The following is a 15800-nucleotide window of genomic DNA, read 5'->3' as shown; positions in this document are numbered from 1 at the left end:
GAAAGAAATTTTTAATACATAGCACGATTTTGAAAACGAATACGATCAAAAGCCTCCATAGAGTCCAGCGAAATGCGTGATCCGATGCGGGCCATCATACAGTTAGCCGGATGAGAACAAATCTCCGGATCATCTGTTGCGAACCATTGCAGGCCGATAGATGCCATTACTTTCTCCATGATTTTACGATAATCCCATACGTCAAGTCCGGTTCCTTTCAGATCCCAGTGCCAATAATATTCGGTTGTAAATACAATATAATCGTCCATTGCATCATCGCGGAAAGCGAGTGCGAGCATATCCTCCCCGACATGCTGTTTGCGGAAGCGAGGGGATACCTCAATGGCTCCGAGTTCAAGGAGATTGTCCATATTTGCCTGCGACCAGCGCTCCATAGGGTCGGGATATAGAAAGGTGACATATCCAATAATGATTCCTTCGGAGACGGCGAGAATGATGCGGCCTTCTGGAAGAGCAGCAATTTTTGCAAGTGCTTTTTGCTGTTCATGTGGCCTTCGAAAAGCTTTTAGTCCTTCGTCCATGGAGAGAGAAAGAATACGCTCTGACGTAACAGGTCCTTCCAGTGTAAGCATTCCAGATGGTTTCTTGCAGATTAATTCATAATACGTTTTATCATGCTTCATGATTCTCCACACACCTATCTCTGTAATATAACAGTTTTATCTGTTATTCCCATATCACAAAAACAATGAAAAAGCCGTTACCTTTCATTGAAGAATTCCAGAAAAAGCTAGGGATTGCAAATAAGACAGACTATTTGATATAATCTAAAACAAGAAAAGGCTTTCATAACAAGGAGTATGCAGTCCGTACAGGAATAAAAATGTATTATTGAGGGAGAGGAGCTTGATTTGATGAACGAGATGATCCAAAAGAAAGTGTTTCCGGTTACAGGTGAAGGATACAATATGCCAGCATATGAAGAAGCATACAAGAACTTTGCGTGGGAAGATGTTGAAAAGCAATTTAGCTGGCACACAACAAATAAGGTAAACATGGCGTATGAAGCAATCGACCGTCATGTGGATACCCCTCTCAAAAATAAAACAGCTCTTTATTACAGCGATGCATCACGTGATGAACAATATACATTTGAAGAATTGAAAGCGCTCTCTGACAAGTTCGGTAATGTTCTCCGAAAATACGGCATTCAGAAAGGTGATCGTGTATTTGTTTTTATGCCGCGTACACCGGAGCTTTATGTAAGCGTTCTTGGTACGATCAAAGTAGGTGCGATTGTCGGCCCATTATTTGAAGCGTTCATGGAGGGTGCGGTACGCGATCGTCTTGAAGACAGCGGGGCGGTGGCCATTATTACCACACCGGCGCTTTTGTCACGCGTTCCGGTTAGTGAGCTTCCAGCTCTTAAGCACGTTATTCTGTTCGGAGAAGATGGCGAACTCGCTGAAGGTCAGATCAGCTACGAGAAAGAAATGGAGCAGGCTTCTGCTGATTTCGAGATCGAGTGGGTAGACCGAGAAGATGGTCTCATTCTCCACTATACATCTGGTTCTACAGGCAAACCGAAGGGTATACTGCATGTACACAATGCGATGATTCAGCACTATCAGACGGCCAAGTGGGTGCTTGATCTTCAGGATTCGGATGTATACTGGTGCACAGCGGACCCGGGCTGGGTAACAGGCACATCCTATGGCATCTTTGGCCCGTGGCTGAATGGTGCAACGAATGTTGTTCGTGGCGGTCGTTTTAGCCCGCAGGACTGGTATTCTACAATTGAGAAATACAAAGTTACAGTATGGTACAGTGCGCCAACTGCATTCCGCATGCTGATGGGAGCGGGCGATGAGCTGGTGAAGCAGTTTGATCTGGCAAGTTTGCGTCACGTGCTCAGCGTAGGAGAGCCGCTCAATCCAGAAGTCGTATATTGGGGCATGAAAGTTTTTGCCAAGCGTATTCATGATACATGGTGGATGACAGAGACAGGCGGACAACTGATCTGCAATTATGCGACAATGGATGTGAAGCCAGGTTCTATGGGCAAGCCATTCCCAGGTATTGTAGCGGCTATCGTTGATGATGAAGGCAATGAACTTCCGCCGAACCGCATGGGTAATCTGGCGATTAAGACAGGCTGGCCGTCTATGATGCGCCGCGTCTGGAACAATCCGGCTAAATATGAAGAGTACTTCCGACTGGAAGGCTGGTATGTATCGGGTGATTCGGCGTATATGGATGAAGACGGATACTTCTGGTTCCAGGGCCGTGTAGATGATGTAATCATGACAGCGGGTGAGCGAGTTGGCCCATTCGAAGTGGAGAGCAAGCTCGTCGAGCATCCGGCTGTTGCGGAAGCCGGTGTAATCGGTAAGCCAGACCCGGTACGCGGTGAGATTATCAAAGCGTTTATTGCGCTGCGTGATGGCTATGAAGAGTCAGAAGAGCTGTTGGCAGAGATTCGCCAATTCGTAAAAATTGGCCTTGCTGCACACGCGGCTCCACGTGAGATCGAAGTGCGTGATAAGCTGCCAAAAACACGTTCCGGAAAAATCATGCGCCGCGTGCTGAAAGCATGGGAGCTTGGCTTGCCGACAGGTGACTTGTCTACGATGGAAGATTAGGAAAAGAAGAATAGGAAACACAAAAAAAGAGGCCGGGATTCCGGTCTCTTTTTTTTGTGTTATTGCTCATTTTTTGTAGTTTCTTTTTTGTGCTCTGTTTTCTTAGCTTCAGGTTTAGCATTTGAGTCGCTTTTGTGTCCTGGTTTGGATGTGACCGGTTTATCTGGATCCTTCGGACGTGTTTCTGAATTTTTCTCAGTGGTGTTAGAACCGTCCGTTTTTTGTTGATCTGCATTTTGGGTAGTATCTGTACCATCCGGTGTTTTGACATCCACATTGGTTTTATCCTGGCCATTCGGCGCGGTGTTGGATTTGTTCTCTGCTTTTTTCGGCTCTTCTTTTTTTCCGTATGAACCCGGATTGCGGGAGGCAGCGAGATCAGCATTATAGATTCCTTTGTCTGACGTGCCGCTTGGCCTGCTCATCACGTTTTCAGTAGGGGAGAGCTGTGGATTGATGTCGAGTACTGAACTAAAGACTTTCCCCCAGATTTTTTGAGCATCTTCAAAAGAGCTCTTATACAGCTTATATTTTTTGTCGTAGCCAACCCATACGCCAAGGGATACGTCTTTCGTATAGCCAACAAACCATTTATCACGCTCATCCTGTGTTGTTCCGGTTTTACCGGCTACATCGTGGCCATTGATTGAACTGAGCACGCGTGTACCTGTACCGCTTGAGATAACATCTCGTAGCATATCGGTTACAAGCCATGATGTCTGTGGTGAGAATACCTGAACAGGTTTTGCTTTGTGTTCATATACGACTTCATGTTCACTATTTTCAATGCGTTGGATTAAATAGGCATCGATGAATTGTCCTTCGTTCGCAAATGTGGCATACGCATTCGTCATCTCTTCTACGGAGATTCCGTACGTCAAGCCACCAAGTGCACTTGGTAAGTAATAATCACTGTCGACAATCGAAGTTACGCCCATTTTTTTCACGTAGCCAAGTGACTTACGAACGCCAGTTTCGAAATAAACTTTAACCGCAGGAACGTTGCGGGACCACTTCAGCGCATCGCGTACCGTAACAGGACCTTTAAACGTGTTATTCGCATTTTTTGGCGTATAGCCGCCTGGGAAGACGGTTTCTTCGTCCACTACCGTTGAACTTGGTGATATGATGCCTTCTTCAATGGCCGGTCCATATACGCCAAGCGGTTTGATTGTAGAACCTGGCTGACGAAGTGCCGTTACATGATTTGTTTTTTCTGTTTCAAAATTACGACCTTCCATCATACCGAGAATTGCGCCAGTCTTGTTGTTGATGAGAATGCTGCCGACTTGCTCTGGCATTGGCTTGCCATCAATAGCTGGTCGGTCTGGTCCGAAGTTTACCGGATTTGCTGCGATCTGCTGCATTTTTTCATACACATTTTTGTTGATGGTCGTGTAGATGTGATACCCGCCCTGGCGAACTGCAATCCGCTTCTCCTCAACAAGCTTGTTGTACGATTCTTTTTTAAGCTCCGGATTTTTGGCGATGTCCTGTTTAACGAGCAGTTCAGCTGCCCGTTGTTCGATTTCCATCATCAAATATGGGTATTTCTCAAATGCTTTGCGCGACGGCTTAGCTAAGTGTGCCTCAATATCGTACGCAATGGCTTCATCGTATTCTTGCTTTGTAATTTTTCCGTTTTCTAGCATGCGGCTCAATACAAGCTTCTGACGTTCTTTGCCGAGTTTAAGGCCATTCTTTTTGATGCTCTTAAACGGGATGTACGAAGAAGGAGCTTGCAGCATACCGGCCAGATAGGCGGCTTGCGGGATGTTCAGGTTTTTTGCATCAACTCCGAAAATTCCCTTGGCTGCTGCTTGCACGCCATATACGTTAGAACCATTCGCATTTTTCCCGAAATACATCTTATTGATATAGGCATCAAGAATTTGGTCTTTTGTAAACATGCGTTCCACACGCAGAGCAAGAAACATCTCACGAAATTTGCGCTGCATCGTTTGCTCAGGCGAAAGAATGGTTTGCTTAACGAGCTGTTGGGTCAGCGTACTTCCCCCGGTCTGGACTGAGGCGCCGGTCATTTGCTGGATACCAGCTCGGGCAATCGCAGACGGGACAATGCCTTTGTGTTCATAAAAATATTTGTCTTCTGTAGAAATAATAGCATCAATAAGGTGAGGTGATACTTCTGTGTGTGAGACGAGGCGCCTGTCTTCGGCTGTAATGAGCTGACCGATTAGCGTCTTATCCGCAAAATATGCGAAGCCGGTTAAATTATTGGCTGAGATTTTTTGATAAATCTCATCGTAACTACGAACCGGATCGCCTTTAACAAGAGATGCGACATAACCGGCTGCTGCTGCACCGGCAAATAGAACACCCATAAAAAAGAGAATGGTGCTGATCTGGAGTACAAGCAGAATGTTTTTCCAGGCACTTTTTTTCTTTTTATTCGGTTCCTCGAGCGTGTTCGTAGAACCGTTTTGTTTAGTCATGGAATTCCCCCTTACATGTAACAGAAACATTATATCATAAAGACGTTTTATACGGATAAAGGTTGCTTTTCGTTATGATTTTTCGTTATGATGAGAATAATAGTTGCGATTATATTAATGTATCACCGTGAATGTACCGCAGTAGCGGTCTGTACAAGGAGCATCAGAGAGCCGATGGAAGCTGCGAATCGGTCCTTGCAGACAGTGAAATACAGTACAGGAGTGATTCCGCCGATCAGGCGGACGGGCGCATACCAGCGGCCGTTATCAGATGAGTGGAGGGCAGGCCTGTCCTCAAGTAAGGGTGGTACCGCGAGCTAGCTCGTCCCTTTTTGGGGGCGGGCTTTTTTTATTTCTACCTAACTTATGATTGCGAGGGAAAAATGATGAGTGAAGAATCAACAAAAATTGTGCTGACGGACGAGCAGAAGCAGGAAGTCGACCGTCAAATGGCTATTATCTGCCGTGGTGTGGCGGAGATCGTACCAGAAGAGGAAATGCGTAAAAAGGTAGAGCGTTCAGTAGCAACGGGGACACCGCTGAAAGTAAAACTTGGTCTTGATCCGTCTGCGCCAGATATTCACGTTGGGCATACGGTAGTGCTGCACAAGCTACGCCAGTTCCAGGAGATGGGGCATACGGTGCAGATTCTCATCGGCGACTTTACGGGTCGTATCGGTGACCCGACTGGCAAGTCTGAGACGCGCAAGCCGCTGACAGAAGAAGAAGTGAAGGTGAACGCGGCGACATACGTGGAACAGTTCGCCAAAATTCTTGATATTGATAAAATTGAAGTGAATTATAACAGCACATGGCTGGCACCGCTGACATTCGCTGATGTTGTAACACTGGCGGCGAAGACGACCGTGGCACGTATGCTCGAGCGTGACGACTTCGAGAAACGCTATACGAGCAACCAGCCGATCAGCATTCATGAATTTTTCTATCCGCTTATGCAAGGCTATGATTCTGTAGCGCTTGAGAGCGATGTTGAGCTTGGCGGCACAGACCAGAAGTTTAATCTGCTGATGGGACGTCAGTTGCAGAAAGAATACGGTCAGGAACAACAGTGTGCACTGACGATGCCGATTATCGAAGGACTCGATGGCGTACAGAAGATGAGCAAAAGTCTTGGTAATTATATCGGCATTAGCGAAGCACCAAACGAAATTTACGGCAAGTCGATGTCCATTCCGGATGAGTTGATGGTTAAATACTATGAGCTGGCAACAGACATTACACTTGAAGAACTCGCCCAGCTTAAAGCAGGGCTTGCCGACGGTTCGGTGCATCCACGTGATGCGAAGATGCGGCTTGCGCGTACGTTCGTGCAGATGTACCATGGTGAGGAAGCTGCAGATGAAGCGGAGAATCACTTCAAAACCGTATTCCAGCAGCGCGCGTTGCCGACTGATATCCCGGAAAAAGAAGTGGCAACGACCGAGCTTGAAGACGGCAAGCTGTGGATTGTAAAACTTTTGTCTGTACTTGAGCTTGTACCGACGAATGGTGAAGCGCGCAGAATGGTGCAGCAGGGTGCAGTCAAAATTAATGAAGAAAAAGTCGAGTCTGTCGATGATCATATAGTGGTAGAAGACGGTATGATTGTACAGGTGGGCAAGCGGAAATTCGCCAAAGTAAAGTTGAGCTAGAAGAGCAGGAGATCTGTCATAATCGGGCAGGTCTCTTTTTTTATGGATCGAAAGAAAACTCGAATGGATTAGGGCGAAAGGCTTTCTTTTTTTCTGATAGACTACTACAATGAAAAAAATGGGTGGAAACAGATTTACAAAGAGGGAGCTCTCATAATGAATGAAATCCTGGTAAAACAGCAGGAGAGAAAAACGATTATCTCGATAGGGATGGGTTTGCTTTTTTTTATTATCATCAACTTGCATCCTATGCATCATTTTTCGTTTTATGATCGATCATACTTCCTTGTTTCACATACTTTTTTGGAATTTTTCAGTATATTTGTTTCCTTTTCGATTTTTATGCAGGCATGGCTGACGTCTTCGCGTGATCAAAATCGAAGCCACTTCCTGATCGGCATTGTGTTTTTATGCGTAGGGATGTTCGATCTAATCCATACGTTTGCATATAAAGGAATGCCTTTTTTTGATGAAAGATATGCCGTGGCGCGGGCGACCTGGTTATGGATTGCTGCACGAACGACAGAAAGTATCGGACTTACGTTTATTCTCTACAAAGATTTTGACAAGGTCTCTTTTTTGCAATCGCGAATCAGAGTGTTACTTTTTGCTTGTGTATATATGGCGTTTTTCCTCATTACTGTTTCTTATTTCATTACGGATTTACCTTTACTTGTAAAAGAGGGCCAAGGAGTTACGCTGCTAAAGTTTATGTTTGAATACTCGATTAGTCTGCTGCATATTAGCAATGTTGTTTTGCTCTGGATGTATTATAAAAAGAATAAGAGTGGCGACTTACTTGTTGTGATGACGGGGATCTGCTTTATTTTGATTGGGGAGATATCGTTTACGCTTTACAAAAGCGTGAATGACATTGAGAATTTAGTTGGGCATGTCTATAAATTTTTCGGCTATTTCTTTTTGCTGAAAGGCATCTTCTACCCGCAGTTCCAGCAGGTGTACGAAGAGAAAGAAGAAGTAGAGATAAAATGGCAGGAAACTGCAGAGAAATTGCAAGAAAGCGAGAAAAAAATGACGACGCTAGTCATGCAGGCCCAGGAAGAGGAGCGCAAGCGTGTATCACGTGAACTGCATGATGGAGTCGGACAGGCTCTATATAGCACTATTGTGAGAATCAAAATGGCGAAGCGAAGCATAGAAGATCAGCAGATGAGAGAAGTGTTACAGGACACCGAGAGCATGGTAGGGCAGGCGATGACAGAAGTGAAAGAGATTGCAACACAGCTGCGCCCGAGCACTCTTGATGATCTTGGACTCATTCCGGCACTTCGTTCTTATACCACCCGTTGCCGCGAGACATATCGAATTCAGATTGCGCTACAAGTAGATGGCATCCGAGGGCGGCTTGCCCCGGAAATTGAAACCGCACTGTACCGTATTTGCCAGGAAGCACTTACGAATGCGGTAAAATATTCGGGTACAGACGTGATCGATATTACACTGATCCACGCAGATGAGCATATTCATATGAACGTACAAGATTATGGATGTGGCTTCGATGCAAGCCGTATTCTTAGGGAAGGTGGCGGTGGGATTGGCATGTTCAGCATGCAGGAACGTGCGAGTTTGCTGCTTGGACAAGTAGTCATTCGCTCGCAGCAGGGAAGTGGCACTTCTATTCACACCTATATTCCGGTTAGGGAAAATACGTATGTACAGACGGCTGACTACGAATCTGCGGGAGTAAAGTAGGGAATACGCAACTGTGACATAGGGAATTATCCAGGGGGATGTGGGGAATACCCTGATGGAAGATTGTTCCTGATTTTGTGATACTCTCCTTATACACGATTTTACAGTGGATGAGGAGATGGGGAATATGAGATTACGGGCCAAAATACTTCTGATGATTATGAGTACAGTCACCATTATTGTCGTATCGATGATCAGTTTGATTGCAATGGAAACGAGAACAAAAGCGATTGCTGAATCGGAGCATCTAGCCATGTCGATTGCTGCTGAAAAAGCGGCACAGACCGAAAAGACGCTCGATAATAGTCTGAATATTTCAAAGACAATGGCCCAGACGTTTGAAGGCATGAAAAAAGCAAACATCGTATCCCGTGATGCATATAATGCTGTTCTGCAAGATGTGCTCAAGCAGAACAGTCAGATTTTTAGTATTTATACAGTATGGGAGCCGAATCAGCTGGACGGCAGAGACCGGGAATATGCAGGGAAAGTAGCGCATGATCAGACTGGACGTTTTATCCCATATTGGACACGTCAGGGAGGTCATATAGCTGTAGAAGCATGTACGAGCTATGAAAATGAGAAAGACGCCCCGGATTTTTTTATTCCAAAGCACACCGGCAAGGAAGTGCTGCTTGATCCATATGTTTATCCAATAGACGGCAAAGATACGTTCATCACAACCGTTTCGGCTCCAATTATACTGGATGGAAAATTCCTCGGAATCGTTGGGATTGATATGTCGCTTGAATCTTTCCAACAGCAAAACAAGGCCGTAAAGATTTATGAGACCGGATTCGGGGCGCTTATCTCTCATAATGGGACATATGTTGCTCACCCGAAGCAGGAGTTGGTAGGGAAAAATGTACGGGATCGCAAAGATATAAAAAACTTGGATCTCATTATTAGCGCCATCGAGCAGGGAAGAGTATATGAAGAATTTGATAAAGAGGCGAATATTTTCCGTACGATACTCCCAATCAAAATTGGACAGGAAAAAAACTCCTGGTCTTACGTCATTAATGTTCCGACAGATGAAGTGTTGGCAGAATCGAATGAAATGGTGTATACCATCGTAGTAGTGGGCGTAGTGGGCCTGCTTATTCTGACGCTCGTAACTATATGGATCGCACGCAGTCTTACACGCCCGATTGTGCAGGCTGTACAGCATGGAGAGAAGCTGGCAGCAGGAGATTTTCAGGCAGACGTACCGGAGGAATTAGTGCGGCGTCCTGATGAGATCGGGGATATGGCACGTGCATTCAATCATATCACGTTGAATATGCGCGGCATCATTACCGAGATTAAGCAAGGGGCAGACGCTGTTTCACAGTCAGCTGGACAGATGTACGTGATAGCAGAAGAAACGACACAGGCGTCACAGCAGATTGCAGAATCCATTCAGCAAGTGGCGAGCGGGGCTGAGACGCAGACAAGAGCATCGGGTGAAAATGCTCTTGCGATGCAAGAAATGGCGTTGGGCATTCAGCGCGTAGCTGACGCATCCTCCATGATTGCTAGTACATCGGTAGAAATGAGTGAACAGGCGCGAAGCGGGTATGAATCGGTCGTGCAGGCAGTCAAACAGATGGATTCGATCAAATCGGGCGCTCATCGTACATATGCAGTCATGGCGGAGTTGCAGAAGGATTCCATGAAGATAGGGGATATCTTGCAGTTAATTGCCCGGATTTCTTCCCAGACGAACCTTCTGTCGCTCAACGCCGCAATTGAAGCGGCACGTGCCGGGGAAGCGGGCAAAGGATTCGCAGTCGTAGCGAATGAGATTCGTAAGCTGGCCGATCAGACTGCTTCATCGGCTGAGCAGATTCAATGTTTAATTGCAGCGATTCAGGAGCGAACGAAAGAAGCCGTGCATGCTACCGGAACAGGTATTACGGAAACTGAGCAAGGGACGCAGACGGTCGAGGAAGTCGGGCGCATATTTGATCATATTCAGGCTTCTATTGAAAGCGTTTCGCTGCAGATGCAAGAGATGTCAGCGGTAGCGCAAGAGATGTCAGCTGGTTCGGAGCAAATCACGGCTTCTGTAGAGGAGATGGCAAATATTGCGGCTACATCGTGTGATATGTCGCAAAATATAGCATCTGCGTCCGAAGAGCAGTTTGCATCCATGGAAGACATTACGGAAACAGCGGAAGCGTTGAATCGTCTCGCAGGTGAATTGAACAGTTCCATCGGAAAATTTGCGGTATAACGAGTACAGATCAGCAGGGGGAGTAGGAATGAAAATTCGGGTGTTAATTGCGGATGACCATACGATTGTACGTTCAGGATTAACAATGTTGATCAATGCGCAGGAAAACATGGAAGTGATTGGAGAGGCGGCTGACGGGGCAGAAGCGGTTCAGAAGGCACTTCAGCTTAAGCCTGATGTGGTGCTGATGGATTTAAATATGCCGCCCGGACAAAATGGACTCATCGCAACCGGGCGCCTGAAAGAGGCAGCGCCTGAGATTGAGATTTTGATTCTGACGATGCATGATGATAGCGAATATTTGTTCCGGGTGCTGAAAGCCGGGGCATCTGGCTACATTTTGAAAAATGCAGATGATATGGACTTGCTTCAGGCGATAACAACGGTATACGGTGGACAGGCATATTTGTATCCGAAGGCAACCAAGTCGCTCATTGAGGATTTTTTGAATCGGGTTTCGCTCGGAGAAAACATCGATCAGTATCAGCAGCTGACCACACGGGAGCAGGAAGTACTGACCTGGATTGCCAAAGGATATTCGAATAAAGAGATCGGGGAGTTGCTTCATCTATCGGTCAAAACAGTTGAGGTACATAAAGCCAAAATCATGGATAAGCTCCAGTTGAAAACACGGCCTGAACTTGTACGTTATGCGTTTACAAAAGGTTTGCTTGATTTTTGAGAGGCCCCTGTGGTCTCTTTTTTTTGTATTTGTGCGAATTAGGGAATTTGGAGGTGACTTGTAGGGAATATCCTTATGGAGGAAGCGAGTGGTATCCGGCATACTAAATATATAAATTTGGAAGAAAGCAGGGGAACGCAATGAAAGAGGACTCATGTAAGCAAAGAAAAGGCTGTCGGAATCTGAACGTACATACATTCATAGAAACACAAGAAGAAGTGCGAACACGTCTTTCACATGAGCTTCATAACGGCGTCGGTCAGGCGCTATACAGCATTGTGCTCGGCCTGCAAATTATTAATGAGAACGATCTGGATATACAGACGACCAAACACTTGGCAGACATGCGAGGGGTAGCCAATAAAGCACTTCATACAGTAAAAGATGTGGTGTTCGAGCTTCGCCCCCTTATGCTTGACGATCTCGGTATTATCCCAGCTGTCCGGTCTTATATCGAAATGGCAAAGCAGAAATATGGGAAAGAAATTGATCTTGAAGTACTCGGAGAGACGAAGCGCTACGATACAGCGGTTGAAACAATGCTGTACCGGATCTGTCAGGAAGTTGTTATGCTCAGCATTCATTGTTCACAAGTCCAGCGTCTGGTGTTTCGCTTTCAAATCAATACAGACTCTATACAACTTGATATTACCGCAATTGGTTGTTCTGTTTCTCGCCTGTATGGGCAGGAGAGTGAGAAAATCGCACATGTGTTTGCGGCGATAGACATTCGAGCAAGACAGGTGAATGGATCCATGGACATTTATGCGGATGCTGACAATTGGACCAAGCTTTCTATCACCGTTCCGCTATCTCATCCAAACAGAGAAGGAGGAGAGTTCGAGTGAGGGCGCCAGCGTTATACAGAGAGGCTTCTATTCTGATTGTGAGTGCGAATGAGGAGAAGTGGAAGCAGTTGTTAGGTGGCTATGGATATGAGTGTACGACAACGATACACAATACCGATATGCTTGCAGAACTTCCATCCGACTTTTGCCCGGATCTCCTGCTTCTGGATATAGGTAAAAGGTGGACTGAACATACTGTCTGGCTTTCTTGTATATACAGCTACTATCCAAATGAATATATTCCAGTCATCATGGCTGGAGAAGAGAAGGATGAGCGGTATTGTCTGCAGGCACTTGATGAAGGGGTCAGAGACTTGATTCATATGCCAATCCGAGAAAGAGATGCGATGCTGCGCATTCGGAATGCATTGGAGATACGCTGGTTAAACCGAGCGGTCCAGGCGCAGAAACGAGAGCTTGAGATTCGTACGCATAAGATGTATAAGAGTCAGTACGAACTTGTGCGTCTCTTAGGAAATGCAGCCGAATACCGTGATAATGACACCGGACTTCATGTGACACGTATGAGTCGATATACAAGCTGTCTTGGGGCGGCAGCTGGACTTCCAGCGATTGAATGCGAACTTTTGCTTCAGGCGAGCAGCCTGCATGACATCGGCAAGATCGGCATTCCAGATTCCATTCTGCTGAAAAAAGGAATGTTGACTGAGGAAGAATGGAAGATCATGCAGACACATACGATCATCGGAGCACGCATTTTGGGTGGAAGCTCGTATCGTTTGTTGCAACTGGCCGAAATTATTGCTCTCACCCATCATGAGAAGTGGGATGGCAGTGGATATCCAAATCAATTAAAAGAGGATGAAATCCCGCTCGTTGGACAGTTAACAGCGATTAGTGATGTGTTTGACGCTTTAACATCCGATAGGCCATATAAAAAGGCGTGGACCGTACAGGAAGCACGAGCCGAAATTATCCAGGGAAGTGGTACACACTTTAATCCAGATCTAGTGACACTTTTTGTGGACACATTTGACGAGCTTGTTTCGATTAAAGAACAATATAACGAATGTTTAGTCACAAAGTTGGCTTCTGTATAAGTGGGAACGATAAAAAGAGACTGTTCTGTAGAGAGCAGTCTCTTTTTATCATTGAGCTATGCTTGTGCGGTTCTTTGGTTTCGGACAATGAATGGAACAATAGCGACAATTACGAGAACAAAAGCGATGACATATGGATACACCATACCTATCTGATGAGCGATAAGACCAGAAGCCACCGGCGCAACCGCAGCACCGAGCCAGCGCATGAAGTTGAAGGCGCTTGATGTAATGCTGCGTTCATACGGTGAAATTTCCATACTATAGGCAGTAAACAAAGCATTACACATTCCGCAGACAAGCCCGGACACAACGATAAGTGCAGTTTGAACGGCATGATTCGGAATAACGAAAATACCGAGCAAAATAAGAGCGAAAGCTCCCAGAGAGTAGGCAAGTGCTGTGCGCGGTGAAACATGTTCCTCTACCTTATGTGCGAGTTTCGCAGAACCGTAAGCAAGCAAAAGCCCCCATCCAAAAAATACAAGACCAAGTTGCACAACAGAGAGATGAAGCATAAGCGGCGAGTAGGCGAGCACAGTGAAGAAGCCGAAGTAATACAGCATCCCGGACAGCGCCACCATAAGGAAAGGTCGATACTTTAGCAGATGTGCCAACTCGGCCAATCCATGAACTTTCTTGTTAGCTGGACGTGGAAGTTGTTTGACAAAAAATGTCGTGAGCAGGAAGGCGAAAAATACAAGTAGACTGGTGATGGCAAACGGATAGCGCCAGTTCATCTGGCCTAGCAGTCCCCCGACAAGCGGACCTGCTGCCATTCCAAGACCAACCGCTGCTTCAAAAAAGCCAACCGCCCGTCCGGCATTAGGTGACAGCTCGATGAGAAGGGTCATCGCTGTAGCAAAAAACATGGCGTTCCCAAAGCCCCAGCCCGCCCGAAACCACGATAGTTCTGGAATGGTGTGCGACAGGGCACAGAGCAAGGAGAATAAAGAAACAATCGCCATCCCAATGATCATAATACGTTTTTCCCCAAAGCGTCCAGCCGAAATTCCGGCTGGAATCATAGTAAAGGCCATTGTAAAAATATAAGCCGTAAAGAGCATTTCTACCTGCCATGGCAGAGCGCCAATTTCTTCACCGATGACTGGTAGAATCGGATCGACAACCCCCATTCCCATAAAAGCAAGAAATGTTGAAAAGATGGTAATATACATCGAACGAGAAGATGAGTTCGCTTGCTGTACCTTCATTACTATTCCCTCCGTGTTAGAGATTCTAGCTCTTGTTTTTTCAGATGAATTCGTGTCAGTTTTTCTTCATAAGTCTCCAAAATTTGTTGCATACTGTCTATTTTCTGTCTCAATAACATCTGTTGTTTGCGAATCGTTGTCTCCAATTGTGTTAGAAAATGAAGGGATTCTTCTGCCTTTTTCTGGTCTTTCTTGTTGAAATACACCGTTCGTAGGGCGGCCGCGCGCTGCTCAAGATCAACGTACTCTTTAATTTCTGAAAGCGATACACCGAGCAGATCGCGCAAGTTCTTTACATGCATAATTTGCTCAATGTCCGCATCGGTATACATACGGTAGCCGCCGTCACTCCGAGTAAAGGGAGTGATTAGGCCAAGCTCCTCATAGTAGCGGAGCGCACGTTTTGTTAATCCGGTTTTGCGTGCTGCATCCTCGATTTTGTAGTCCATAATTCATCTCCTTAACATTAACGTAAACGTAAAGGTTTGGGGGTGAAAAAATCCCACCGCAGGAGCGGTGAGATTGTGACATCGAAAGGCCTATTAGCGAGAATAGTACTCGACGATCAGCTTTTCGTTGATTTCAGCTGGCATTTCTTCACGGTCTGGAAGACGAGTGAATGTACCTTCGACTTTCGCTTCATCAAAGCTTAAGAAGTTCGGCAGGAACACACGAGCTTCGATTGCTTCTTTCACGATTGTCAGGTTGCGGCTTTTTTCACGCAGACCAATTACATCACCTGGTTTTACACGGTAAGAAGGGATGTCCACTTTCTTGCCGTTAATTGTGATATGGCCGTGTGTAGTCAGCTGACGAGCAGCCGGACGAGTTGTCGCGAAACCAAGACGATATACGAGGTTATCCAGACGGGATTCGAGAATTTTCATGAAGTTCTCGCCGTGTACGCCTGACATTCTACCTGCATCGTCAAAAGTTCTGCGGAATTGTTTTTCCATCATGCCAAACATGTGGCGCAGTTTTTGCTTTTCAGCAAGCTGCAGCGCGTATTCGCTCATTTTGCGGCGACCATGTCCATGTTGTCCCGGTGGGAAGTTGCGTTTGATGTCTTTGCCTGTACCGTCGAGGGAGATACCCAGACGACGAGCCAGTTTGTGGCGTGGGCCAGTATAACGTGCCATAATAATTCGTTCCCCTTTGCGTTAAGATTAAGCAGGTGTTTACTTCCGCCTGGCTAGTTCCTTACTTGGCGCCATGCTCTTCGGACGGTAGCGTTTCCGCCGCATGCTCCGTTCGGAGTCGAATCAGATTCGCCCTGAAGGGAGGAAGCTATGAAAAAGACCAGACGTTTGTACCTGCAATCATTGCTACCCTGATTAAGCGCATAACCCATAT

Annotated in this window: 13 protein-coding genes; 8 read left to right on the top strand and 5 right to left on the bottom strand. The window is 46.1% G+C overall.

Annotated elements, in window-relative coordinates; translation table 11 throughout:
* Positions 1 to 11: 11 nt before the first annotated feature.
* On the bottom strand, positions 12 to 644 hold the full coding sequence (locus tag CB4_RS17305; RefSeq protein ID WP_096467002.1) for a GNAT family N-acetyltransferase: 633 nt from the start codon (positions 642 to 644) through the stop codon (positions 12 to 14).
* Between the two features lie 285 nt (positions 645 to 929).
* Between CB4_RS17305 and acsA the strand changes: the two genes are divergently transcribed.
* Positions 930 to 2603, top strand: a complete 1674-nt coding sequence (acsA, locus tag CB4_RS17300) for an acetate--CoA ligase (protein ID WP_408607755.1) — start codon at positions 930 to 932, stop codon at positions 2601 to 2603.
* A gap of 59 nt (positions 2604 to 2662) precedes the next feature.
* On the opposite strand, the gene CB4_RS17295 is transcribed toward acsA, so the two are convergent.
* Positions 2663 to 5059 (bottom strand): transglycosylase domain-containing protein, encoded by a 2397-nt coding sequence (locus CB4_RS17295; protein WP_172890919.1) that lies wholly within the window; start codon positions 5057 to 5059, stop codon positions 2663 to 2665.
* 87 nt (positions 5060 to 5146) lie between these two features.
* Between CB4_RS17295 and CB4_RS21720 the strand changes: the two genes are divergently transcribed.
* From CB4_RS21720 to CB4_RS17265, 7 genes are all read left to right on the top strand, one after another.
* The gene (locus CB4_RS21720) at positions 5147 to 5380 is read left to right on the top strand and encodes a hypothetical protein (protein ID WP_231956058.1); all 234 of its coding nucleotides are present in this window, start codon (positions 5147 to 5149) and stop codon (positions 5378 to 5380) included.
* A 62-nt stretch (positions 5381 to 5442) separates the two neighbouring features.
* Positions 5443 to 6711 (top strand): tyrosine--tRNA ligase, encoded by a 1269-nt coding sequence (tyrS, locus tag CB4_RS17290; RefSeq protein ID WP_373681369.1) that lies wholly within the window; start codon positions 5443 to 5445, stop codon positions 6709 to 6711.
* A gap of 156 nt (positions 6712 to 6867) precedes the next feature.
* Positions 6868 to 8424 (top strand): sensor histidine kinase, encoded by a 1557-nt coding sequence (locus CB4_RS17285; protein WP_096466998.1) that lies wholly within the window; start codon positions 6868 to 6870, stop codon positions 8422 to 8424.
* Positions 8425 to 8551: 127 nt separating this feature from the next.
* Positions 8552 to 10642 (top strand): methyl-accepting chemotaxis protein, encoded by a 2091-nt coding sequence (locus tag CB4_RS17280; RefSeq protein ID WP_172890918.1) that lies wholly within the window; start codon positions 8552 to 8554, stop codon positions 10640 to 10642.
* Positions 10643 to 10670: 28 nt separating this feature from the next.
* Entirely contained in the window at positions 10671 to 11324 is a 654-nt protein-coding gene (locus CB4_RS17275; RefSeq protein ID WP_096466996.1) for a response regulator transcription factor, read from the top strand.
* A gap of 140 nt (positions 11325 to 11464) precedes the next feature.
* Positions 11465 to 12172: a sensor histidine kinase gene (locus tag CB4_RS17270; RefSeq protein WP_096466995.1), complete on the top strand. Its 708-nt coding sequence runs from the start codon at positions 11465 to 11467 to the stop codon at positions 12170 to 12172.
* Positions 12169 to 13233 (top strand): HD domain-containing phosphohydrolase, encoded by a 1065-nt coding sequence (locus CB4_RS17265; RefSeq protein WP_096466994.1) that lies wholly within the window; start codon positions 12169 to 12171, stop codon positions 13231 to 13233. The genes CB4_RS17270 and CB4_RS17265 overlap by 4 nt, the downstream gene beginning before the upstream one ends.
* A gap of 56 nt (positions 13234 to 13289) precedes the next feature.
* On the opposite strand, the gene CB4_RS17260 is transcribed toward CB4_RS17265, so the two are convergent.
* From CB4_RS17260 to rpsD, 3 genes are all read right to left on the bottom strand, one after another.
* Positions 13290 to 14447, bottom strand: a complete 1158-nt coding sequence (locus tag CB4_RS17260) for an MFS transporter (protein ID WP_096466993.1) — start codon at positions 14445 to 14447, stop codon at positions 13290 to 13292.
* Positions 14448 to 14449: 2 nt separating this feature from the next.
* Entirely contained in the window at positions 14450 to 14896 is a 447-nt protein-coding gene (locus CB4_RS17255; RefSeq protein ID WP_096466992.1) for a MerR family transcriptional regulator, read from the bottom strand.
* A 93-nt stretch (positions 14897 to 14989) separates the two neighbouring features.
* Positions 14990 to 15586 (bottom strand): 30S ribosomal protein S4, encoded by a 597-nt coding sequence (gene rpsD / locus CB4_RS17250; protein ID WP_096466991.1) that lies wholly within the window; start codon positions 15584 to 15586, stop codon positions 14990 to 14992.
* Between the last annotated feature and the right edge of the window lie 214 nt (positions 15587 to 15800).

The sequence above is a fragment of the Aneurinibacillus soli genome, from assembly GCF_002355375.1.
GTDB classification, from domain to species: domain Bacteria; phylum Bacillota; class Bacilli; order Aneurinibacillales; family Aneurinibacillaceae; genus Aneurinibacillus; species Aneurinibacillus soli.
This window is presented reverse-complemented; position numbering and strand designations above follow the sequence as displayed.